Origin of the sequence: Mycobacterium fragae (genome assembly GCF_002102185.1) — a bacterium.
Taxonomy (GTDB): domain Bacteria; phylum Actinomycetota; class Actinomycetes; order Mycobacteriales; family Mycobacteriaceae; genus Mycobacterium; species Mycobacterium fragae.
In genome coordinates, this window is record NZ_LQOW01000025.1 from 23,472 (window position 1) to 44,602 (window position 21,131).

A 21,131-nucleotide genomic window follows, 5' to 3' on the forward strand; every position below is an offset into this window, starting at 1 on the left:
TACGGTGACGCCCGTGTCACGCACAGACGTCACAATCGGCATCGACATCGGCACCACTGCCGTCAAGGCGGTGGCCGCCGACGCGAATGGTCGGGTGACCGCGCGGGCCCGCATTCCGCACGAGCTACGCGTTCCGGCCCCGGACCGGCTGGAGCACAACGCCGATGAGGCGTGGCGGCGGGGGCCGTTGACGGCGCTGCAGCAGCTGGCCCAAAGCAAAGCCAGCGCGGTGGCCGTGTCCGCGATGGTGCCGTCGCTGACCGCCGTCGATGGCGACGGCCGTCCGATCACGCCGGGGTTGCTCTACGGCGACAGTCGAGGCCGGGTTCCCAGCGCCGGCAGCGACCAACCCTTTCCCACGGGCGAGGCCGCCGAGTTCCTGCGCTGGACGGCCGCCGAGGCGCCCGATGCGGCCGGATACTGGCCGGCGCCCGCGGTGGCCAACTATGCCCTGGCCGGCGAGGCGATCGTCGACTTTCCCACCGCCTACACCGCCCATCCGCTGTTCGACGGCACCGGCTGGAAGGTCGACGCATGCGCCGAGTGCGGCGTGACGGTCGACCGGATGCCCCGGGTCGAGGCGCCGGGCGCGGCCGCCGGACGGGTCCGCGAAACCGGCGCGATCCTGGCCGCCGGTGCGATCGACGCCCTGTGCGAGCAGATGGTGGCCGGCGCCGACGACGACGGCGACGTGCTGGTGCTCTGCGGCACGACGCTGATCGTCTGGGCGACCATCCCCGAGCCGCGGCAGGTGCCCGGCCTGTGGACCATCCCGCACATGACCGGAAAGAGCCAGATCGGCGGGGCAAGCAACGCCGGCGGCCTTTTCCTGGGCTGGGTCGACCGGCTGCTGCAGCCGGGCGACCCGGCGGCAGCGGATCCGCGTCGGGTGCCGGTGTGGTCGCCGTACCTGCGCGGCGAACGCACACCGTTTCACGATCCCGACCGTCGCGGAATGCTCGACGCGCTGGACCTCACCCAGGATGCGGCGTCACTGCGGCGGGCCGCCTACGAGGCGTCGGGCTTCGTCGTCCGCCGGCTCATCGAGCTGAGCGGCGCACCGGTGTCGCGCGTGGTTGCCGCTGGCGGCGGCACCCGGGTCCAGCCATGGATACAGGCCATCGCCGACGCTATCGGTCGGCCGGTGGAAGTGTCGGCCGTGTCAGAGGGCGCGGCGCTGGGCGCGGCCTATCTCGCCCGGATGGCGGTCGGGCTCGAGTCGTCGCTGACCGACGCTGCCCGCTGGGCTTCCGTTGCGCGCATCGTCGAACCCGATCCCATCTGGAAGAGCGCGACAGCCGACCGATACCAGCGCTTCCTGGAACTCGCCGAGCTTCCGTCCAGGGCTACCGGACCGCAGTGACGGAGACGATGTTGCGGAACGCGGCGACCGCGTCGTCCTCGGGGAACGTGCGACCGTAGTCACCGAACAACTCCCGCCGCGTCCTGGTGGTCACCTGCCAGCCGCGATCGCTCAGATAGTCCACGACATTGCTGCGCTCGCCCTCGTAGAACAGCCCCGACAAGTCGACGTCGCAGCCGAGGTTGGCCCACCGATCGTTGAGCAACTGGGCGCGTTCGGCCATCGTGGGCCCGTCCGCGGGATGGTACTCGGTGGCCAGTCGGCTGCCGGGCGCGCTGAGCGCGGTGATGTGGTCGAATAGCCGATCCTGCGCTTCTGGCGGCAGGTACATCAACAACCCTTCGGCGCTCCAGGCCGCGGGCTTGGTGTCGTCAAACCCGCTGCTGCGCAACACTGTTGGCCAGTCTTCGCGCAAATCGATGCTGACCGTGCGGCGCTCGGCCGTCGGTTGCGCGCCCAGCCGCGCCATGGTGGCCGTCTTGAATTCGACGACCCTGGGCTGGTCGACCTCATAGACGACGCTGCCGGGCGGCCACTTCAGGCGGTAGGCCCGGGCATCCAGGCCGGCCGCCAGAATCACCGCCTGGCCGATGCCCGCCGCTGACGCGTCGGCGAAGAAGTCGTCGAAAAACCGCGTGCGCACCGCCAGCGAGTCGGTTTCCCGTTGCAGTTCCGGTGTCCGGCCGTTTTCCGCCGTTGGGCGGATCTCTCCGTCGACCACGCGGGTGAAAAAGTCGATTCCCACCGCCCGCACCAGATCCGCGGCGAACGGGTCGTTGATGAGCGGGTCGGCGTCCTCGGTGGCCAGCGCCCGCGCCGCGGCGACCATCGTCGCCGTCGCGCCCACACTGGATGCCAGATCCCAGGTGTCGCGTTCCGAACGCGTCATGGCTTCAGCTCCGCATGCGTCATCTGCAACCCCTTTTGATATTTAGGCAAGGTAACTGTACGCCTGCGTTTGGGTGGCCCGCTGCCTGCGCTGTTACTCTCGTAGACTGTTCGACGCGCGACTCCGCACATCCTGGCCTGCGGGTGCTCGGCGCGTAATACAGGATCACCCGACGCGCCTGGCTGCGCAGGAGGAAAGAGTGCTTTCGGCTTTCATCTCATCGCTGCGGACAGTCGACCTGAGACGGAAGATCCTGTTCACGCTGGGCATCGTCATCCTCTACCGGGTCGGCGCGTCCATCCCGTCGCCCGGCGTCAACTACCCGAATGTGCAGAAGTGCATCGCGCAGGTCAGCGGCGGGGAAGCGGCCCAGATCTACTCGCTAATCAACCTGTTCTCCGGTGGGGCGCTGCTGCAGCTGACGGTGTTCGCGGTCGGGGTGATGCCCTACATCACCGCGAGCATCATCGTGCAGCTGCTCACCGTGGTCATCCCGCGATTTGAGGAGCTGCGCAAGGAAGGCCAGTCCGGCCAGGCCAAGATGACGCAGTACACCCGCTATCTGGCGATCGCGCTGGCCATCCTGCAGGCCACCAGCATCGTCGCGCTGGCGGCCAACGGCGGGCTGCTGCAGGGCTGCAGCCTGGACATCATCGCCGACCAGAGCATCTTCACCCTGGTCGTCATCGTCTTGGTGATGACCGCCGGTGCCGGGCTGGTGATGTGGATGGGTGAGGTGATCACCGAGCGGGGTATCGGCAACGGCATGTCGCTGCTGATCTTCGTGGGCATCGCCGCCCGGATCCCGGCGGAAGGCAAATCGATCCTGGACAGCCGCGGCGGCCCGATTTTCGCTGCCGTCTTGGTGGCCGCACTGGTCATCATCGTCGGCGTGGTGTTCGTCGAGCAGGGCCAACGTCGTATCCCGGTGCAGTACGCCAAGCGCATGGTGGGCCGGCGCATGTACGGCGGCACCTCGACGTATCTGCCGCTGAAGGTCAACCAGGCCGGTGTCATCCCGGTCATCTTCGCGTCGTCGCTGATCTACATTCCGCATCTGATCACCCAGCTGATCCGCAGCGGCACAGGCGGTTCGGGCAACAGTTGGTGGGACAAGTTCGTCGGCAACTATCTTTCGAACCCGGCCGACCCGGTGTATATCGGCATTTACTTCGGGCTGATCATCTTCTTCACGTACTTCTACGTCTCGATCACGTTCAATCCCGACGAGCGCGCCGACGAGATGAAGAAGTTCGGCGGATTCATTCCCGGCATTCGACCGGGCGGGCCGACCGCTGACTACCTGCGCTTTGTGCTGAGCCGCATCACCTTGCCCGGCTCGATCTACCTGGGCATCATCTCGGTGCTGCCCAACCTGTTCCTACAGATCGGCAACACCGGGCAGGTGCAGAACCTGCCGTTCGGCGGCACTGCGGTGCTGATCATGATCGGGGTGGGTTTGGATACGGTCAAACAGATCGAGAGCCAGCTCATGCAGCGCAACTACGAAGGGTTCCTGAAGTGAGAGTCGTTTTGCTTGGGCCGCCCGGCGCGGGCAAAGGCACCCAGGCGGTCAAGCTGGCCGAGAAGCTCGAGATCCCGCAGATCTCCACCGGGGAGCTTTTCCGCCGCAACATCGACGCCGGCACCACACTCGGCCTGGAGGCCCAGCGCTACCTCGACGCCGGCGATCTGGTGCCGTCCGATCTGACCAACGCGCTCGTTGACGAGCGCCTCGACGAACCGGACGCGGCAGCAGGCTTCATCCTGGACGGCTATCCGCGCTCGCTGGAGCAGGCCAAAGCGCTGCACGACATGCTCGCTCGGCGAGGAACCGATATCGATAACGTGCTCGAGTTTCGGGTGCCGGAGGACGAGCTGTTCCTGCGCCTCAAGGGGCGGGGCCGCGACGACGACAACGACGAGGTCATTCGCAACCGGATGAAGATCTACCGCGATCAAACCGCGCCGCTGCTGGAGTACTACCAAGGCGAACTGAAAACCGTCGACGCCGTCGGCACCGTCGACGAAGTGTTCGCCCGCGCGCTTCGGGCCCTGGGAAAGTAACCATGATCGCGCTGGCTGGGCTGCGCAGCCGCAAGGTCGTGCCGCAGCGCAGCGCCGATGAACTCGACGCGATGGCCGCCGCCGGGGCCGTGGTCGCCGCCGCGCTGGCGGCGGTGCGGGCGACCGCAGTCCCCGGCGCCTCCACGCAAACCCTCGACGAGATCGCGGAGTCGGTGATCCGCGACGCCGCTGCGACGCCGTCGTTTTTGGGTTATCACGGCTACCCGGCGTCGATCTGCGCATCGGTCAACGAGCATGTGGTGCACGGCATCCCGTCCGCCAACGAGATCCTGGCAGCCGGCGACCTGGTGTCGATCGACTGCGGCGCCATCCTGGACGGCTGGCATGGCGATGCGGCGATCACCTTCGGCGTCGGGCCGCTCATTCCCGCCGACGAAGCGCTGTCGCAGGCTACCAAGCAGTCACTGGAAGCCGGCATCGCCGCGATGACTCCCGGCAATCGGTTGACCGACGTCTCGCACGCCATCGAAACCGCGACCCACGCTGCCGAGGGCCGCTATGGTCGCGCGTTCGGCATCGTCGAGGGCTATGGCGGCCACGGAATCGGCCGACACATGCACATGGATCCGTTCTTGCCCAACGAGGGTGCTCCGGGCCGAGGCCCGCTGCTGGCGCCGGGATCGGTGCTGGCCATCGAGCCCATGCTGACGCTTGGGACCGGCAAAACCGTGGTGCTCAGCGACCATTGGACCGTCACTACCGCCGACGGTTCACGTGCTGCACACTGGGAGCACACGGTCGCGGTTACCGAAGACGGGCCCCGTATCTTGACCCTCGGATAGCCGAGGCGGCGTGTCGGTCGTGAACCGATCCGGCGCGCCAACCGTGTCATCACCGAGAGGCTGGTGATGGACAAACCGGACGCCGGCGCCGATGGCAATGCACTGCAGCGGCTGTGGGATCAGCATGCCGCTGCTTTGTGGCGCTTTACGTGGCGCCTGACCGGAGACCAGACGCGGGCCGCGGACGTGGTCCAGGAGACCTTGCTGCGGGCATGGCAACAGCCGCCGGTCGTCAGCAACGGCCAGTCCGACCGTGCCCGGCTGCTGCGCATCGCCAGGGATCTGATCGCCGACGGCTGGGGTCCGCCGGAGTCGACGCAACCGGGTGCGCTGAACGGGGCGCTGAACCGGGCGTTGGTCGGTGACGCGCTGGGGCAGCTGTCCGCCGAATACCGGGCGGTGGTCGGACGCTCGTACTACCAGGGCTGGACGACCGCGCAGATTGCCGCCGATCTCGGGATTGCGGAAGGGCTGGTGAAGTCGCAATTGCATTACGCGCTGCGAGCGCTGCGCCAGGCCCTGCAGGAGATGGGAGTCGCACAATGAACAGCGGCCACGACTACGCGACGTGGGATGCCGCGTATGTGGTGGGCGCGCTGTCGGATGCCGACCGGCGCGAATTCGAGGGGCACATGCGCGGCTGCACCGCCTGTCGGGAGGCCGTCAGCGACTTGGCCGGCATGTCGCCGCTGCTGTCGCTGTTCGACTACGAACAAGTCATGGCTTTCGACGCAGCCGATCCGGCGGCGGCGCCGCCGTCCGAGGTCCTGGCCGCACTGCTGGCCAAGGCGGACCAGCCGGCGGCTGTGGACCCACGGACGGTTTTCCCGATCTTTCGCACCGGCAACTACGCCCCGGTGCACGACGAGCTGACCGCCTTCGATCTACCCGTCGAGGGCAGCATCCCGGCCGATTTGAACGGCTGGTATCTGCGGAACGGCCCCAACCCGCGGGTGGCCACCGGCCACTGGTGCGTCGGTGACGGGATGGTGCACGGGGTGCGGCTGGAGAACGGCCGTGCCGCGTGGTATCGCAACCGCTGGGTGCGCACCGAAAGTTTCGAGCGTTCCTCACCGCTGTACAACGACCTGTATAACGACGATGGAACCCGAAACCTGCACGCCAGCATCGCCAACACCCACGTCGTTCGTCATGCCGGCAAAACACTTGCGCTGATGGAGTTTTCGCTTCCCTACCAGATCAGCAACGACCTGGACACGCTGGGCGCCTACGACTTCGCCGGCAAGTTGCTGGACTCGATGAACGCCCACCCGAAGATCTGCCCGGTTACCGGTGAACTGCATTTCTTCGGATGCGGCAACATCTTCGAGCCGCACGTCAGCTATTACCGCGCGGACGCCGACGGACGATTGACGATCAGCCGGCCCATCGACGTTCCCGCGCTGACGTTGATGCACGACTTCGCGCTGACCACCGAGCATGTCGTATTCCTCGACCTGCCATTGCTTTTCGATCTCCGCCTTGCACTGACCCAACGAGACGACCGGGACTTGCCATACCGTTGGGACGACCGCTACGGGGCCCGCCTGGGCGTGCTGCGTCGTGATGACCCCTATGGTCCGCTGCGTTGGTTCGACATCGAGCCGTGCTACGTCTTTCACATCGCAAACGCTTACGACAGCGGAAATTCCGTTGTACTGGAGGTTGTCCGCTATCCGGAGATGTGGCGTGACAACAGCGAGTTCGGGGTCGACGCGGCGCTGTGGCGGTGGAAGCTCGATCTGGACACCGGGGCGGTCGAGGAAAGCCAGATCGACGACCGGGGCGTGGAATTCCCGCGCATCGACGACCGGCTTACGGGCGCGGCCGCCCGGTACTCGGTGGCCGTGGGCAGCGGCGCGCTGATCCGCTATGACCTCGAGCGGGATAGCGCGTCCGAGCACCGGTTCGGCGATGGTGGGGCGCCGGGCGAGGCGATATTCGCGCCCGCGTCCGGGCAGTCGGATGAATCGGCCGGCTGGTATTTGACGTACGTCTACGACCCGGCACGCGACGGCAGCGACCTCGTCGTCATCGACGCGTCAGACTTCGAGGGCGGACCCGTCGCGCGGATCCGGCTGCCGCGTCGGGTCCCGCACGGATTCCACGGCAATTGGATCCCCGATTGAGTGCCGATCGCACTGCATATCGCGCGAACTTTAGGGGTGCTCAGCTCGTATAACTATCGGGAGGTGAAATCCAGTGCCCCGTGTCCCCAGGGCGGCCGACGCCGAAGCCGCTTTGATGAAGGCGCTCTACGACGAGCACGCCGGCGCCCTGTGGCGTTACGCGGTTCGGCTGACCGGTGACGCCAGTCGCGCCGAAGACGTGGTCCAAGAGACGCTGATGCGGGCCTGGCAGCACCCAGAGGTCATCGAAGACACTGAACGCCCGGCACGTGCATGGTTGTTCACCGTCGCGCGCAACATGATCATCGACGAGCGCCGCAGTGCACGATTCCGCAATGTCGTTGGCTCGCTGGACGATTCGAGCACACCCGAGCAGTCTGCTCCGGACGAGGTGGACTCGGCGCTGGACCGGCTGCTGATCGCCGACGCCATGGCCCAGATGTCGGCCGAACATCGGGCCGTCGTCGAGCGGTCGTATTACCGGGGGTGGAGCACCGCACAGATCGCCGCTGATCTTGATATCGCAGAAGGCACAGTGAAATCGCGACTACACTATGCCCTGCGGGCATTGCGACTCACTCTGCAGGAGATGGGGGTGACACGATGACGGCGCTACCGACCATCCGGACGCTGATCGGCCCCGAATACCTGACTGTGACAGCCGATCGGCACGGCACCGCCACGACGCTGCGGACCATCCGCGCGGCCGTCGGCACCGAATACTTGGTAGTAGAAGATGAGGTGACACGATGAGGGCGATCCGGGGGCTGGGCCCGCCGGGAGGCAGCAATCTTCCCGCGGATGACAACCATGAGTACGCGATGTGGGACGCCGCCTACGTGCTGGGATCGCTGTCACCGGCCGATCGGCGAGAGTACGAGGCACACCTCAGCGGCTGCCCGTCCTGCGCTGCGGCGGTAGCTGAACTCAGCGGCATGCCGGCGCTGCTGGCCAAGCTGGATCGCGATGTGGTGGCCGAAATCAACGAAGGTGACCAGCGCTCCGAGCCCGCACCTCCGGATTTGCTGCCGTCGTTGCTGGCCGCCGTGCGTTGGCGCCGTCGCCGCACCCGCGTCCTGGCATGGGCGGCGTCGGCCGCCGCGGCCGCCGTGGTGGCGATCGGGGTGTTCGTCGGCGTCTCGGGTCACTCGCCGACGCCTGCGCCCCCGCAGGTGACCGCGTCTGCAGTGGAGATGTCTCAGGTCGGGACGAAGGCGCTGGCATCGACGGTGTCGGTCAACCCCGAGCGCTGGGGGACCTACATCAACATGAAGTGCGTCTGCCTTGCGCCGGTCTATGCCCCCCACGACCGGCTGGCGATGGTGGTGGTGGGCCGCGACGGCAGCCACACCCAACTGGCGACCTGGGTGGCAGAGCCCGGCCACACTGCGACGCCGGCCGCCAGCATCTCGACGCCAGTTGACCAGATCTCCGCGGTGCAGGTGGTTCTGGCCGACAACGGCCACGTGCTGCTCGAGCGCTCCCTGTAAATCTGGAGCGCTCGCCGCGCATCCCTACCGGGACGTCAACCAGCTGTGGAATCGACCGTCGGGGTCGTAGGCCGAGCGCACCTTGTCCAGGCGCGCCATGTTCGCGTCGGTGATGAACTTCGCCGGGCGTCTGCCGAGATTCTCGTCGGCGAGCGAGATTCCGGTCGCCAGGTGCGACATCGCCGCCATGTTGGACGGGGCCCAGTCGCCGTACCGCTCGTCGTCGGCCGGATCGTGCCAGGCGGTGTAGAGCGCCAAGTAGATCTCGTCCTCCACGCCGTACACCATCTCGGCGCGGTCGCTGGACGGTTTCCAGCCGGCGAAAACGAAGTGCGACGGGTGCGGTGGCATCGTCTCGATGATTTTGCGGATCCCCGGCAGCAGGTCTTCGGCCGCGGCCGAGGTGAACATGTTGTCGACGACATAGCGGTGACCCTCTGGGTACTTGCTCATCACAGCGGCATACCAGTTGGCAAGGGTCGTCGGCGCATAGGGCAGGCTGACGGTCGCCCGGTCGACCACCGGGCAGCTGCCCAGTGCGGCAAGGGCTTTCACCGCCTCTTCCTCCGAATCGGCAAACACCGGCGCGGCGATGGCGATGCCGGGTTGGTCGGGCCCCATTTCCGGGGCGTTGCGCGACGTGAGGATTTGCAGTTCGACCCGGTCGTCGATTTCGGGAACGATTGAACGCCCCCAGCTGAATACCTCGTCTGCGACCTCGATCGGATACATGTACAAACACGTGCCCAAGACGGCCGGGCGTCGGTGAATCCGCAACGTGAACGATGTGACCACCCCGAAGAAGCCCGGCCCGGAGCCGCGGGCGGCCCAATACAGATCCGGGTGGTGGTCGGGGTCGCAGTAGAGCTTTTCACCGTCGGCGGTGACGACCTCCACGCCGAGCACGCTCTCGCAGGCCGGGCCGACCACCTTGCTGTTCCAGCCGTACCCGCCTTGCAGCAGATAGCCGCCGAGGCGGATGCCCTCGCAATGGCCGGAGGGAAAGAACAGGCCCGCAGAGTCGAGCTCGGTGGCGAAGACGCTGGCCACCTTGCCGGGCCCGACGCGCGCGGTCATCCGATCCGGGTCGACGCTGCAGTGATCGAGGCGGCTGACGTCGAGCAGCAGTCCGCCGTCGCGCAGATGACTGGCCACCCAGCTGTGCCCACCCGAACGGATCCCGATCTGGTGACCGTTGGCCCGGGCGTAGCGCACCGCCTCGACAACGTCGTCGGCGTCAGTCGCTTGAACGATCAGATCGGGAAAGCGTTCTGGCAGAAGGCTGTTCCATACACTTTGTCGACGGGCCGTTTCGTACCCGTCTTCACCGCGGTAGAAGATCCGCTCGGCGGAGAGTAAAGCCATTGATTTTCCTTGGTTTCCGTTCGGCCGCTGGATCTATGGTGGCCGCCAGGTACGCCGCCACCTCATGCGCCAACGGCGTGGCGTGCAGGCGGATCGCCCGCAGTGGCCCATTGGGCGGAATGCCGTAGCCGATCGCGAACATGCCGTCGCCGAGGTGTGAGGCGAAACCGCCGCGAGGGCTGCCGTGCTCGTCGAGGACACCGAGATGTCCCACGAGACTGTCGAGATCGGTGCTGAACCCGGTGGCGGCGATCATCGCCTGCGGCGCGACGGACGTTCCGTCGGTGAGGATCACGCGATCGGATTCGACGGCCCGGACCGCGGCGACCACCTCGATACGCCCGGCCCGCACACCGTCGACCAGTTCATCGGCCAGGGTCGGGATGCGGCCTCGCTGCTCCACGGTCGCCTTCAGTCCCAGCGGCGGGCGGTGGAAACCGTAGCGCGACAGATCGCCCCACAGCAGGCGATTGAAACGCCCGACCAACGGATCAACCAGGTGCGCCGGCACCCGAGCGAACAACTCGAGGAAGATGTCGGATGGAACCGGCCCGATGGCGCGCCGGACGAGATGCGGTGGCGTGCGCACCGCGAGCCAGACCTTGCGCGCGCCGTTGTCGGCGAGCTGCACGGCGATGTCGGCGGCCGAATTACCCGCGCCGACAACGAGAACGTCGAGGCCTCGAAACGGCCACGCGTTGCGAAAGTCGCCGGAGTGCACCAGCTCGCCGGTGAAGTCATCGAGCCCCGGCCATGGCGGGATGACGGGCGTGCGATACCTGCCGGTGGCCAAAACGACGGCATGCGCGCTGATTTCTCCCGACGATGTATCGAGCTGCCAGCCGTCTGCCGTTCGGTCGATGCGGTTGACCACGCATCCGAGCTGCAAACTGATGTCCTGGCGGCGCACGTAGCGGTCGAAATACCGCACCATGTCTTCCTTAGTCGGCCACCGGCCTGCGGTCAGGGAAATCCGTTGTCCGGGAAGATGCGACAAGAACCCGTTGGTGTTGAGGCGGAAGTTGTCATAGCGCGTGCGCCACGAAACCGCCGGGACGGTGGCCCTGTCGACGACAAGAGCCCGCACCCCATGCCGGTGTCCGAGCTCACGTGCGACCGCGAGACCCGAGGGTCCCGCTCCAATGATTACGACGTCGGCGCGCGCCATGATTCCTTAACCACGGTCCGCGGGGGCATGTGGTTCATGTTTTCCTACAGGGCCCGGTTGTGAATTTCCGACGCCGTGAACCCAGGTCACTCGCGAGTCGTGTACCTCATATCGCTACATATTCGCTACGCGGAGCCCTGTCGAGGGCAGTTGGATTTAGGTGAGCAGATGCCGAGGAAGCACCGGGTGGTCGACCACATCGTCGGGCACCTCGCCGGGATCGGAGTCGACTACATCTTCGGGGTCGACGGAGCCAACATCGAAGACCTCTACGACGCGGCGTATTTCCGCTCGGACATCACCGCCGTGTTGGCCAAACATGAGTTCTCCGCCGCCACAATGGCCGACGGCTACAGCCGCAGCGGGGCCGGGTTGGGTGTGGTGGCGGCGACATCTGGTGGGGGCGCACTCAATCTCGTTCCCGGCCTTGGCGAATCGTTAGCCAGCCGGGTGCCGGTGTTGGCGCTGGTCGGCCAACCGGCTACGGGGATGGATGGCCGGGGCAGTTTTCAGGACACCAGCGGTCGCAATGGTTCGCTGAACGCCGAGGCGTTGTTCTCCGCGGTGTCGGTGTTCTGTCGCCGGGTCTCCACAGCCGCCGACATCGTTTCGGCGTTGCCGGCGGCGTTGGCGGCGGCGCGGACAGGCGGCCCAGCGGTTCTGTTGCTGCCCAAGGACATTCAGCAGTCCGATCTACACATCAACGGTTACGCCGGTGATCGCGATGCTCTCGAGCCGCAACGCGCCATCGGCGACCCGCATCCGATCGTGCATGCGTTGCAGAAAGTGACCGGGCCGGTCACGATCATCGCGGGCGAGCAGGTTGCCCGCGACGATGCCCGAGCCGAGCTGGCGGCGCTGCGCGCGGTGCTGCGCGCGCGGGTGGCATGCGTGCCGGACGGCAAGGACGTGGCGGGAACACCGGGACTTGGTTCGTCCTCCGCCCTAGGGGTGACCGGGGTCATGGGTCACCCCGGAGTGGTGGACGCGGTGGCTGCCAGCGGGCTGTGCCTGGTGGTCGGCACCCGGCTCTCGGTTACCGCGCGCACCGGCCTGGACGACGCTTTGGCGTCGGTGCCGACGATATCCATCGGGTCGGCGCCACCGTACTTCCCCTGCACCCACGTCCACACCGACGACCTGCGGGCATCGCTGCGGATGCTGACCAGCGCGCTCACGGGCCGGGGTCGTCCCACCGGGGTGCGGGTACCGGATGTGGTGGCCCGCACCGAGCTGACCCCGCCGGCATTCGACGGTCCGGGCGTGCGCTACCGCGATGCCATGGCCGCGCTCGACCAGGCATTGCCGGACTCCGTGGATATCGTCGTCGATGCCGGGAACACTGGCGCCGCTGCCGTCCACTACCTGCCGGTGCGGCGGAAGGGCCGATTCGCCGTCGCGCTCGGTATGGGCGGCATGGGCTACAGCTTTGGAGCCGGTATCGGCATGGCGTTCGGGCGCGCGAAGGCCCAGCGGCCGGGCGGTCGTGTGGTGGTGATTGCCGGCGACGGCGCGTTCTTCATGCACGGCATGGAGGTGCACACCGCGCTGCACTACCGGCTTCCGGTCACGTTCGTGTTGTTGAACAACAACGCCCACGCCATGTGTGTGACCCGCGAGCAGCTCTACTACGACGACCTGTACAGCTACAACAGGTTTGCCCCGAGCCGGCTCGGGGCCGGTCTGGCCGCCATGTTCCCCGGGCTGACATCGGTCGATGTCAGCGACGCCGACGGTTTCACCTCCGCGTTACGCGCCGCGCTGGACGTCGACGGCCCGTCGGTAGTCAGCGTCGAATGCGCCGCTGACGAAATCCCGCCCTTTGCACCGTTTCTCGGCGCGAAGGTAGCCAAGAAGACCGTCAATCAACAAATCTCGTTCGCACAGAAGGAACGCACAGATGTCGCTGCCAGCGCTTGACGATATCGCCGCTCACACCGGCAGCACCGAGCCCATCGACGGAGTGGTCCGTATCGAGACCGCGCCGCTGGAGAAGACCGCGCCGATTCTCATGGCGAAGATGCGCTCGGTGTATCCGCACAACGAGGTCTTCGGCCAATACTGCACGGTCAACGACTATGTGGACTGCCCGCCCGACGAGCTGTTCGACTACCTGTCCGACACCAGAAGCCTGGAGGAGTGGACCTACACCCTGCGCGGGTTCACCCCCACCGAGGAGCCCGGCCTCTGGCTGGCCTACGACCGGCTGCTTCCTGACACCAAGATCTTCACCCGCACCGTCGCCAACGCCGAGGCGCGCACCGTCGACTACCACTGCGCCTGGGACCAGGGCAAGCACCTGTGGATGATCTATCTGATGCGCGTCCTCGACGCTCAGGTGGTGCTCGACAAGCCCGGTTCGGTTGTGCTGTGGACGAATTGCCGCCACCCGTTCTATGACCACAACGGCTACCCAGAGGCCGCCCCCGCGGGGCGCACGGGCTGGGTGGGCGACTTTTGGGACCTGTTCGGCGTCGGTCACGGACTGGAATTGAACAACCTCAAGACCATCGCCGAATATCGCCACCGCAACGGCCTGCCGGTCACTCCCGCCTGGATGAGATGAGCCGATCGTGAGCCAGCCCGCCGTTAGCCTGACCGACGTCTCCACCTACCTACCCGGGGAGGCGATCAGCGCCGACTACTACGCGCAATTCGCCGGGTCCGACGAGTTACGGGAAAACCTGATGTTCCGCGCGCCCAAGTTTCGCCATCACGTCGCAGAGGACGAGACCGCGATCGACATGGTCGAGCGCGCGGCGGCAGGCCTGATCGAGAGGCACGGCCAGGACGTCATCTCCAACATCGACGTGCTGATCACCCACACCCAGTTGCCGGACGTTCCGTTTTACGGCGCGGGCGGCGGCATGGCTCACCGTTTGGGGATGCGCCCGTCGTGGGTGCTCGACCTGCATAACGGTGGGTGCGCGGCGTTTGTGTTGGGGCTCAACGTAGCCCGTCAACTGTTGGCCTCGGGACAAGGTCGCACCGCGCTGATCGCGATCGCGCAGAATACCGCGGGGCAGGTTTTCGACCAGCCCGGCGTACGGCAGAAAGCGCAGTCGGCCGTGCCTGGCGACGGCGCCGCCGTGGGCCTGGTGACACTGTCGGACGCGTCACCGATTCTCGATGTCGAATGCCGCACCTACGGTGAATACGCGGGCGATATGGCCATCGCGATAGACCCGCCCCGCAAGTACTGGCAGCCCGGCCCCGGCGAGGGCTCCATCGGCTTCACCGAAACCAAGATCGCCAAGGTGCTGGCCCGCGGCAACCGTCAGGTTCCCGAGGTGGCGCTGGCGGTTTGTGACCGAATCGGACTGAGCTCCAAGGACATTGATCTGCTTGTCACCAACCAGCCCAACCGGGTGTTTTTGCGCAATTGGCGAGAGGCGCTCGAGCTTCCCGCCGAACGCCACTGCGACACCTTTGACGAGTGCGGCAACCTGTTCGGTGCCGGTATCCCGGTCAACCTGGATCGCGCCATATCTGACGGTCGGGTGCAGGCCGGTGACACGGTCCTGATGGCCGCGTTCGCGCACGCCGGCGACTTCGCCGGCGCGGCAGCGGTCCGCTGGGGTGGACGCGGCTGATGGCCGAGCCGGCGCTGGCGACCTCCGATGCCGCGGAGATCCTCGGGGGGCTGCCGAACGCGGTCGACCCGCTGGCGTTGGCGCTCAACGAGAATCCGTTCCCGCCGCTGCGCGCGGTGCGCAAGGCGTTGATCAAGTCGATCGGCTCGGCTAACCGTTACCCCGAGTTCCTGCCCGAGCGGTTGCGGCGCCTGATCGCCGGCCACATCGGCGTGCCCGAGGATCGGGTGATACTGGGTGCCGGTGCGACCGGTGTGGTGATGCAGGTATTGCAGGAAATGGCCTATCTCGGTGACAGCATCGCCATGACATCACCGACATTCGACGGGTATCCGATCATCGCGCAGATAGCGCGGCTGATCCCGGAGATCGTTCCACTCACCGACGACGGTCACCACGACCTGGACGGGCTGGCCGACGCCGCCGCGAACGCCCGGGTCGTCGTGTTGTGCCGCCCGCATAATCCCACCGGCACATTGGAATCCATCGCCGAGGTGGTGCGATTTCTGCGCCGGATACCGCAAGAGACCATCGTGTTGCTGGACGAGGCGTATGTCGAATTCGTTGCGCCCGAGCACCGCATCGATGCGGCGGCGTTGGTCGACCGCTTTCCCAACGTGGTGGTGATCCGCACTTTCTCGAAGGCCTACGGGCTGGCTGGGTTGCGGATCGGCTACGGGCTGGGCTCGGCGGAGCTGAGCAAGTCGCTTTGGACCAAGCAGGTGCCGTTCGGGATGGCCAGCACCGGGCTGCTGGCGGTCGCGGCCTCCTATGCCGCAGAAAGCCAACTGCTGAAACGGGTCCGGCTGATCACCGCCGAACGGCAGTATTTGCAAAAGCACCTGGCGGCGATGGGGATATACAGCACGGACGCCCACGCGAACTTCGTGTATCTGCCGCCGAGGGGTCGGCCGTGGCACGAGGTGCTGGCTGGGAGCGGGCTGCAAGTCCGCCACTACGCGCGCGGCGGCGCGCGGGTGACGGTCGGCAGCCGCGCCTCCAGCCTGGCGGTGCTGGCCGCCGTGGAGAAGTCGTTGGGCAGGACGCCGCGCTGCATTTCGCCGCGCTGAGCGCGATTGCCGGGCGCGACGCCGAAAATGCGGTAAGAAAGGGCCGTGGCCGCCTCGAACTCCGAGAACCCCGACCCGATCGCCATCGCGCGGGCGAACTGGGAACGCGCCGGATGGGGTGACGTCGCGCAGGGCATGGTCGCGGTGACATCGGTGATGCGGGCCCACCAGATCATGCTCGCCCGCGTCGAGAACGCCTTGCGTCCATATGATTTGAGCTTTTCCCGGTTCGAGCTGCTGCGCCTGCTGGCGTTCAGCCGCAGCGGGGCGTTGCCGATCACCAAGGCGTCCGACCTACTGCAGGTGCACGTCACCAGCGTCACTCATGCGATTCGCCGGCTGGAAGCCAATGGGCTGGTGCAACGCGTGCCGCACCCCACCGACGGGCGCACCACACTGGTGCAGATCACCGACCTGGGCCGCTCGACGGTCGAGGACGCCACGGTGACGCTGAACGAGCAGGTGTTCTGCGATATCGGCATGTCCGACGAAGAATCGCGCGCGCTGGTGTCGTCGATCGAGACGTTGCGGCGAGGCGCAGGCGACTTCTGAGCGCTAAGCACTTGCCCCGATTGTGCGGTTTCATACGGGACACGCCGAGGCCGGCGTATGAATCCGCACATTCGCGAATGCTTATGAGGGTGCCGCTAGTCCAGGATCGGCGGCAGCGGGATGGTCGCCGTGACCGCTGTGCCGGCGCCCGGCCGTGACCGGATGTTCAGCCGCCCGCCGACCAGCTCGGCGCGCTCCGCCATCGACAACACACCGTAGCCGCCCATCTCGTCGCCGCCCAGCGGGTTCTCGAAAGTATCGAAACCCACTCCGTTGTCGACGATTTCCAGCCGTGCGATGTCTTCGTCCACTCCGAAGCGCAGCCGGGCCACTGATGCGTTGGCGTGCTTGACGATGTTTTGCAAACCTTCCTGCGCGATGCGGTACAGCGCCAGCTCGATGTGTTCGGGTAGCCGGACATCGGACAGGTCGAGCTCCAGATCCAGCTCGGGTATCGACCGGGCCAGGCTGGCCAGCCCGCCGGCCAACCCCAGATCATCGAGGACCAGTGGCCGCAGTCCGCTGATCGCCGCCCGCGCCTCCTGCAACGTCAACCCGGCCAGTTCGCGGGCCTGGTCGAGCTGTTGGGAGGCTTCCGCAGGATCACCGCTGACGGCCCTCGCCGCAGCGTGGAGCCGATACGACAGGGTGATCAGCCGCTGCGAAATGCCGTCGTGGATATCGCCGGCCAGCCGGTGCCGTTCGATTTCCTGCGCCTCGATCACCTGCTCGACGAACAGCTCGTGCGCGCGTTCCCGAGCCACCAGCTGCCGATGCAACCGGGCCTGGTGCATGGCCCCGGCGATCAGCCGGCCGATGACACGCAACAGTTCGACGTCACCGTCGGTGAATTCGCGGCGCGCGACGGTGTGCACGTTCAGCACGCCGACCAATCCGCCCGGATCGGTTTCCATCGGCACCGACACCATCGAGGTGAAATCGCGGCCGCGCAGCGACTCGATCGGCAGGTAGCGGGGGTCGGCCTCCTTGTCGTGGGTGATGACGACGGGTTCGCGATGGCGGGCCACCCAGCCGGAAACTCCGGATCCCAACGGCAGCCGGATCTTTCCCACTTGGTTGTCGAACGGCGGTGTCGCGCCGGCCAGGGTGAGTGAGCGGTCGCTGTCGTCGAGCACATGCACGAAGCACACGTCGGTTCCGGTGGCCGCGGTGATCATCCGCGCTGCGGCGGCGGCAAGCGGTTCCACACCCGGGCCGCTGGAGGCGGCCTGGATGAGCTCGCGCAGCAAGACCAGTTCCCGGTCGGCGTCGACCAGATCACGCACCGCGTTCGACGGACGGGTCGGCTCGCTCATTTGTAGATGCCCTCACGCAGGGCGGTGGCCACCGCGCCGGTACGGTCGCTGACCCCGAGCTTGCGGTAGATCGACCGCAGGTGGCTCTTGACCGTTTCCTCGCCGATGACGAGTTTGTTGGCGATCCCGCGGTTGGACAAGCCGGTGACCATGTAGGACAGGATCTCGCTCTCCCGCTGCGTCAACCCCTGCCGAGCGCCCGGCCAGAACTCGTCGCGCTGCATGCGCGCAGCAGTGTCCGCTGCCCGGGCCGCCATCCCGGGGTCGATCACCGTTTCCCCGTTGTGCGCCAATTCCAGCTGACGCACCAACTCATCGCTGTTGATGCTTTTCAGCAGATAGCCGCGCGCCCCAACCCGCAACGCCTGGAACAGGTATTGCTCGTCGTCGTAAACCGACAGCATCACGATCTTGCGGTCCGGATCGCGTTCGCGCAGCTCCGCGCACAAGTCCAATCCGCTGGAGCCCTGCATGCGCACATCGCACAATACGATGTCGGGTTGCAGCTCGTCGATGACGCTGACCGCGCGTTCCGCACCCACCGCCTGCCCGACCACCTGCACGCGGTCCTTGAACGCGGCCAGCATCGCCTTGAGTCCCTCGATGACCATCTCGTGGTCATCGACGAGAACAAGCCGAACGGGCTCCGCCATGGCCCCACCCTAGAGGGAGATGGCCACGCCAATCCCCCTAATGGGGGACGCCTCACCGAGTGACGTCCAGGCAGGCTAAGGGTGATGCGTACCACAGGTCAGACCCGTCCAGCCCGGACCTTCTGGTGGGAGCGCGCACAGCCCACCCACGCCGACGTCTCGCCACTCCGCGCGGTGATCTTCGACGCCGACGCCCTAGCCGAACGCGACGGCGAGCTGGCGCCTCGGAGTGGCCTGATCGACCTGGTGATGAGTCTGTTCGTCGCTGGCGTCTGGGTGGGTGTGGTCAGCACCCGTCGCCGAGGGTGGACGGAGACGTTAGTCCGACAACTTGTCGGTGACGGACTTGTCGAGACGATCGTGACCATCGACGACCTGCCCGACACCGACTCACCCGGGTGCGACGCCGAACTGTATCGACTGGCGTTGTGGGAGTTGGGAATAACGCCCCATGACGCGTTGGCCATCACAGGTTCGGGGCGCGGCCTCCGCGCTGCGGCTGCTCTGGAACTGCCTGCCGACCTGCGCGACGGATACGACGGTCTGCTGGCGGCCGAATGCCAGCAGCTGCACCGGCGTTGGCGGATTCGGCAGCGGCGCTGTCGGGCTGCCTAACTCCCGCGCAGCATCTCGATCACCGCACTGAAGTCCTTGTCGGCGTTGCCATCGGCGAATTTCGCGTAGATCTCGGCGGCGTGGCTGCCCAGTGGCGCTGCCGTGCCGGTCGAGGCCACCGCATCCATCGCCAGGCCCAGGTCTTTGTTCATCAGCGCGGTGGCAAAGCCCGGTTTGAAGTCGTGGTTGGCGGGCGATGTCGGTACCGGGCCGGGCACCGGGCAGTTGGTGTGCACGGCCCAGCAGTTTCCGGTGGCGCCGGTGATGACGTCGAAGAGTGACTGCGCCGACAGCCCGAGCCGCTCGGCCAGCACGAACGCCTCTGCGATCGCGATCTGCTGCACGGCGAGCACCATGTTGTTGCACACCTTCGCGGCCTGACCGGCGCCGGCCGCGCCGCAGTGAATGATCTTGCCCGCCATGGGTTCCAGCACGGGCCGCGCTTTGTCCAATACCTCCTGCTCGCCGCCGACCATGAAGGCCAGGGTGCCGGCGACCGCGCCCTTCACCCCGCCCGACACCGGTGCGTCGAGCTGGGGCAAGCCGTGTGCGGCCGCCGAAGCGTTCACCTCCCGGGCATCGTCGACCGAGATCGTCGAGCTGTCGATGAACAGCGCACCCTTTGCGGCGGCGGGCAGAATTTCGGCATAGCAGCGCTTGACCGCATCACCGTGGGGCAGCATCGTGATGACGACCTCGGCCTCCGCCACCGCGGCGGCAGCGCTGTCGGCCACCGCCACACCGTTATTGGCTGCGGCCGCTACTGCCGCGGGCACCGGGTCGAAGCCCCGCACGGTATGGCCAGCGGCGACCAGATTCGCAGACATCGGACCGCCCATGTGGCCCAACCCCAAAAACGCGACCGATAAAGGCTCAGCCATTCGTCGTAGCCTACGCGCTGGCGCGAACCCGGGCCGCTTCAGCACGGCCGATGACCACCCGCATGATTTCGTTGGTCCCCTCCAGGATGCGGTGCACTCGCAGATCGCGGACGATCTTTTCCAAACCGTACTCGCGCAGATAACCGTAGCCGCCGTGCAACTGCAGGGCTTTGTCCGCGACGTCGAAACACGCGTCGGTGACGTAGAGCTTGGCCATCGCGCACAACTCGACCTTGTCCTCGGCGTCGGTGTCCAACGCGGTTGCAGCCCGCCACAACAACATTCGCGACGTTTCCAGCGCGGTGGCCATATCGGCCAAGGTGAACCGGATGGTCGGCTCGTCGAGCAGAGCCGCGCCGAACGCCTCGCGCTGGGATAGATACGACGACGTCTTGTCGAACGCGGCCTGCGCCCCGCCAAGCGAGCACGCGGCGATGTTGATCCGCCCGCCGTTGAGCCCGTTCATCGCAATGCCGAAACCGGAGCCTTCGCCGTCGGCGCCGCCCAACATCGCCTCGGAAGGAACCCGCACCCCTTCCAGAATCACCTGCGCGGTCGGCTGCGCGTTCCAGCCCATCTTCTCCTCGTGGGCGCCGAAACTCAGCCCGGGACTATCCTTTTCGACGATGAAGGCCGATATGCCGCGCGGGCCGTCGCCTCCCGTGCGTGCCATCACCACGTAGACATCGGAGGCTCCCGCGCCGGAGATGAACTGCTTGACGCCGTCGAGCACGTAATCGCCGCCCTGCTTGACCGCGCGGGTGCGCAGAGCGCTGGCGTCCGAGCCGGCACCTGGTTCGGTGAGACAGTAGCTGGCGATGACGTCCATCGACGCCAGCCGCGGCACCCAGAGCTTGCGCTGTTCCTCGGTGCCGAAACTGTCGATCATCCAGGCGCACATGTTGTGGATGGACAGGAATGCGGCCGTGGTCGGGTCGGCCATGGCCAGCTGTTCGAAGATCCGCACGCCATCGAGGCGGCGCAGTGCGCTGCCGCCCACGTCGTCGCGGCAGTAGATGGCAGCCATGCCCAGCTGCGCGGCCTCGCGCAGCACGTCGACCGGGAAATGTTGGGTGGCATCCCATTCCAGGGCGTGCGGTGCGAGCCGCTTGTCGGCGAACGCGGCCGCCGTCTCGGTGATCACCCGCTCGTCGTCGTCCAGACCAAAGAATTGCAT

Annotated in this window: 22 protein-coding genes; 15 read left to right on the forward strand and 7 right to left on the reverse strand. The window is 66.6% G+C overall.

Annotation, left to right across the window (positions count from 1 at the left end; all coding sequences use genetic code 11):
* Positions 1–13 precede the first annotated feature (13 nt).
* Positions 14–1,363: a xylulokinase gene (locus AWC06_RS13275; protein ID WP_085198207.1), complete on the forward strand. Its 1,350-nt coding sequence runs from the start codon at positions 14–16 to the stop codon at positions 1,361–1,363.
* Here the strand turns inward: AWC06_RS13275 and AWC06_RS13280 are convergent.
* Positions 1,347–2,252, reverse strand: coding sequence for a class I SAM-dependent methyltransferase (locus tag AWC06_RS13280; protein WP_085198210.1), 906 nt, complete (start codon positions 2,250–2,252; stop codon positions 1,347–1,349). The two genes, AWC06_RS13275 and AWC06_RS13280, sit on opposite strands and share 17 nt — an antisense overlap.
* Positions 2,253–2,451: 199 nt before the next feature.
* Between AWC06_RS13280 and secY the strand changes: the two genes are divergently transcribed.
* The 8 genes from secY (at position 2,452) to AWC06_RS13315 (ending at position 8,741) form a co-directional block, all read left to right on the forward strand.
* Positions 2,452–3,777, forward strand: coding sequence for a preprotein translocase subunit SecY (gene secY / locus AWC06_RS13285; protein ID WP_085198212.1), 1,326 nt, complete (start codon positions 2,452–2,454; stop codon positions 3,775–3,777).
* Positions 3,774–4,319 carry an adenylate kinase gene (locus AWC06_RS13290; RefSeq protein ID WP_085198216.1) on the forward strand — a complete coding sequence of 182 codons (546 nt, stop codon included), beginning with the start codon at positions 3,774–3,776 and terminating at the stop codon, positions 4,317–4,319. Before secY ends, AWC06_RS13290 begins: the two co-directional genes overlap by 4 nt.
* Before the next feature lie 2 nt (positions 4,320–4,321).
* A complete protein-coding gene (gene map / locus AWC06_RS13295; RefSeq protein WP_085198218.1) occupies positions 4,322–5,122 on the forward strand; it encodes a type I methionyl aminopeptidase in 801 nt (266 codons plus the stop codon).
* Positions 5,123–5,188: 66 nt separating this feature from the next.
* Positions 5,189–5,668 (forward strand): sigma factor-like helix-turn-helix DNA-binding protein, encoded by a 480-nt coding sequence (locus tag AWC06_RS13300; protein ID WP_085198221.1) that lies wholly within the window; start codon positions 5,189–5,191, stop codon positions 5,666–5,668.
* The gene (locus AWC06_RS13305; protein WP_085198223.1) at positions 5,665–7,251 is read left to right on the forward strand and encodes a carotenoid oxygenase family protein; all 1,587 of its coding nucleotides are present in this window, start codon (positions 5,665–5,667) and stop codon (positions 7,249–7,251) included. The genes AWC06_RS13300 and AWC06_RS13305 overlap by 4 nt, the downstream gene beginning before the upstream one ends.
* 73 nt (positions 7,252–7,324) lie before the next feature.
* Entirely contained in the window at positions 7,325–7,858 is a 534-nt protein-coding gene (locus AWC06_RS13310; RefSeq protein WP_085198225.1) for a sigma-70 family RNA polymerase sigma factor, read from the forward strand.
* Positions 7,855–8,004, forward strand: coding sequence for a hypothetical protein (locus AWC06_RS23305; protein WP_169715352.1), 150 nt, complete (start codon positions 7,855–7,857; stop codon positions 8,002–8,004). Before AWC06_RS13310 ends, AWC06_RS23305 begins: the two co-directional genes overlap by 4 nt.
* The gene (locus AWC06_RS13315; protein ID WP_085198228.1) at positions 8,001–8,741 is read left to right on the forward strand and encodes an anti-sigma factor family protein; all 741 of its coding nucleotides are present in this window, start codon (positions 8,001–8,003) and stop codon (positions 8,739–8,741) included. Before AWC06_RS23305 ends, AWC06_RS13315 begins: the two co-directional genes overlap by 4 nt.
* A 24-nt stretch (positions 8,742–8,765) precedes the next feature.
* Here the strand turns inward: AWC06_RS13315 and AWC06_RS13320 are convergent, their stop codons facing one another.
* Both AWC06_RS13320 and AWC06_RS13325 read right to left on the reverse strand, forming a co-directional pair.
* A complete protein-coding gene (locus AWC06_RS13320; RefSeq protein ID WP_085198230.1) occupies positions 8,766–10,106 on the reverse strand; it encodes an FAD-binding oxidoreductase in 1,341 nt (446 codons plus the stop codon).
* A complete protein-coding gene (locus AWC06_RS13325) occupies positions 10,066–11,274 on the reverse strand; it encodes a flavin-containing monooxygenase (protein WP_085198233.1) in 1,209 nt (402 codons plus the stop codon). Before AWC06_RS13325 ends, AWC06_RS13320 begins: the two co-directional genes overlap by 41 nt.
* Before the next feature lie 168 nt (positions 11,275–11,442).
* Here AWC06_RS13325 and AWC06_RS13330 point away from each other — a divergent pair, with 168 nt between their 5' ends.
* Genes AWC06_RS13330 through AWC06_RS13350 form a run of 5 tightly spaced genes read left to right on the forward strand, consistent with a single transcriptional unit; the run spans position 11,443 to position 16,489 of the window.
* Positions 11,443–13,194, forward strand: coding sequence for a thiamine pyrophosphate-binding protein (locus AWC06_RS13330; protein WP_085198236.1), 1,752 nt, complete (start codon positions 11,443–11,445; stop codon positions 13,192–13,194).
* The gene (locus AWC06_RS13335) at positions 13,175–13,840 is read left to right on the forward strand and encodes an SRPBCC family protein (protein ID WP_085198238.1); all 666 of its coding nucleotides are present in this window, start codon (positions 13,175–13,177) and stop codon (positions 13,838–13,840) included. Before AWC06_RS13330 ends, AWC06_RS13335 begins: the two co-directional genes overlap by 20 nt.
* Positions 13,841–13,847: 7 nt before the next feature.
* Positions 13,848–14,867 (forward strand): 3-oxoacyl-ACP synthase III family protein, encoded by a 1,020-nt coding sequence (locus AWC06_RS13340; protein ID WP_085198241.1) that lies wholly within the window; start codon positions 13,848–13,850, stop codon positions 14,865–14,867.
* Positions 14,867–15,937, forward strand: a complete 1,071-nt coding sequence (locus tag AWC06_RS13345; RefSeq protein WP_085198244.1) for a pyridoxal phosphate-dependent aminotransferase — start codon at positions 14,867–14,869, stop codon at positions 15,935–15,937. The genes AWC06_RS13340 and AWC06_RS13345 overlap by 1 nt, the downstream gene beginning before the upstream one ends.
* Before the next feature lie 45 nt (positions 15,938–15,982).
* The gene (locus AWC06_RS13350; RefSeq protein ID WP_085198247.1) at positions 15,983–16,489 is read left to right on the forward strand and encodes a MarR family transcriptional regulator; all 507 of its coding nucleotides are present in this window, start codon (positions 15,983–15,985) and stop codon (positions 16,487–16,489) included.
* Positions 16,490–16,584: 95 nt separating this feature from the next.
* Here the strand turns inward: AWC06_RS13350 and AWC06_RS13355 are convergent, their stop codons facing one another.
* The gene (locus AWC06_RS13355) at positions 16,585–17,805 is read right to left on the reverse strand and encodes a GAF domain-containing sensor histidine kinase (protein ID WP_085198250.1); all 1,221 of its coding nucleotides are present in this window, start codon (positions 17,803–17,805) and stop codon (positions 16,585–16,587) included.
* Positions 17,802–18,458 carry a response regulator gene (locus AWC06_RS13360; RefSeq protein WP_085198252.1) on the reverse strand — a complete coding sequence of 219 codons (657 nt, stop codon included), beginning with the start codon at positions 18,456–18,458 and terminating at the stop codon, positions 17,802–17,804. The genes AWC06_RS13355 and AWC06_RS13360 overlap by 4 nt, the downstream gene beginning before the upstream one ends.
* Positions 18,459–18,542: 84 nt before the next feature.
* Between AWC06_RS13360 and AWC06_RS13365 the strand changes: the two genes are divergently transcribed.
* A complete protein-coding gene (locus AWC06_RS13365; RefSeq protein WP_085198255.1) occupies positions 18,543–19,073 on the forward strand; it encodes an HAD family hydrolase in 531 nt (176 codons plus the stop codon).
* On the opposite strand, the gene mmsB is transcribed toward AWC06_RS13365, so the two are convergent.
* Both mmsB and AWC06_RS13375 read right to left on the reverse strand, forming a co-directional pair.
* Positions 19,070–19,954: a 3-hydroxyisobutyrate dehydrogenase gene (mmsB, locus tag AWC06_RS13370; protein ID WP_085198257.1), complete on the reverse strand. Its 885-nt coding sequence runs from the start codon at positions 19,952–19,954 to the stop codon at positions 19,070–19,072. The two genes, AWC06_RS13365 and mmsB, sit on opposite strands and share 4 nt — an antisense overlap.
* A gap of 10 nt (positions 19,955–19,964) precedes the next feature.
* Positions 19,965–21,131, reverse strand: coding sequence for an acyl-CoA dehydrogenase family protein (locus tag AWC06_RS13375; RefSeq protein WP_085198260.1), 1,167 nt, complete (start codon positions 21,129–21,131; stop codon positions 19,965–19,967).

Excerpts from the sequence above, each read along its gene's own strand:
- AWC06_RS13280 (WP_085198210.1), bottom strand. The coding sequence starts at position 2,252 with ATGACGCGTTCGGAACGCGACACCTGGGATCTGGCATCCAGTGTGGGC.
- map (WP_085198218.1), top strand. The coding sequence starts at position 4,322 with ATGATCGCGCTGGCTGGGCTGCGCAGCCGCAAGGTCGTGCCGCAGCGC.
- AWC06_RS13300 (WP_085198221.1), top strand. The coding sequence starts at position 5,189 with ATGGACAAACCGGACGCCGGCGCCGATGGCAATGCACTGCAGCGGCTG.
- AWC06_RS13305 (WP_085198223.1), top strand. The coding sequence starts at position 5,665 with ATGAACAGCGGCCACGACTACGCGACGTGGGATGCCGCGTATGTGGTG.
- AWC06_RS23305 (WP_169715352.1), top strand. The coding sequence starts at position 7,855 with ATGACGGCGCTACCGACCATCCGGACGCTGATCGGCCCCGAATACCTG.
- AWC06_RS13315 (WP_085198228.1), top strand. The coding sequence starts at position 8,001 with ATGAGGGCGATCCGGGGGCTGGGCCCGCCGGGAGGCAGCAATCTTCCC.
- AWC06_RS13320 (WP_085198230.1), bottom strand. The coding sequence starts at position 10,106 with ATGGCTTTACTCTCCGCCGAGCGGATCTTCTACCGCGGTGAAGACGGG.
- AWC06_RS13325 (WP_085198233.1), bottom strand. The coding sequence starts at position 11,274 with ATGGCGCGCGCCGACGTCGTAATCATTGGAGCGGGACCCTCGGGTCTC.
- AWC06_RS13330 (WP_085198236.1), top strand. The coding sequence starts at position 11,443 with ATGCCGAGGAAGCACCGGGTGGTCGACCACATCGTCGGGCACCTCGCC.
- AWC06_RS13335 (WP_085198238.1), top strand. The coding sequence starts at position 13,175 with ATGTCGCTGCCAGCGCTTGACGATATCGCCGCTCACACCGGCAGCACC.
- AWC06_RS13345 (WP_085198244.1), top strand. The coding sequence starts at position 14,867 with ATGGCCGAGCCGGCGCTGGCGACCTCCGATGCCGCGGAGATCCTCGGG.
- AWC06_RS13355 (WP_085198250.1), bottom strand. The coding sequence starts at position 17,805 with ATGAGCGAGCCGACCCGTCCGTCGAACGCGGTGCGTGATCTGGTCGAC.
- AWC06_RS13360 (WP_085198252.1), bottom strand. The coding sequence starts at position 18,458 with ATGGCGGAGCCCGTTCGGCTTGTTCTCGTCGATGACCACGAGATGGTC.
- AWC06_RS13365 (WP_085198255.1), top strand. The coding sequence starts at position 18,543 with ATGCGTACCACAGGTCAGACCCGTCCAGCCCGGACCTTCTGGTGGGAG.
- mmsB (WP_085198257.1), bottom strand. The coding sequence starts at position 19,954 with ATGGCTGAGCCTTTATCGGTCGCGTTTTTGGGGTTGGGCCACATGGGC.
- AWC06_RS13375 (WP_085198260.1), bottom strand. The coding sequence starts at position 21,131 with ATGCAATTCTTTGGTCTGGACGACGACGAGCGGGTGATCACCGAGACG.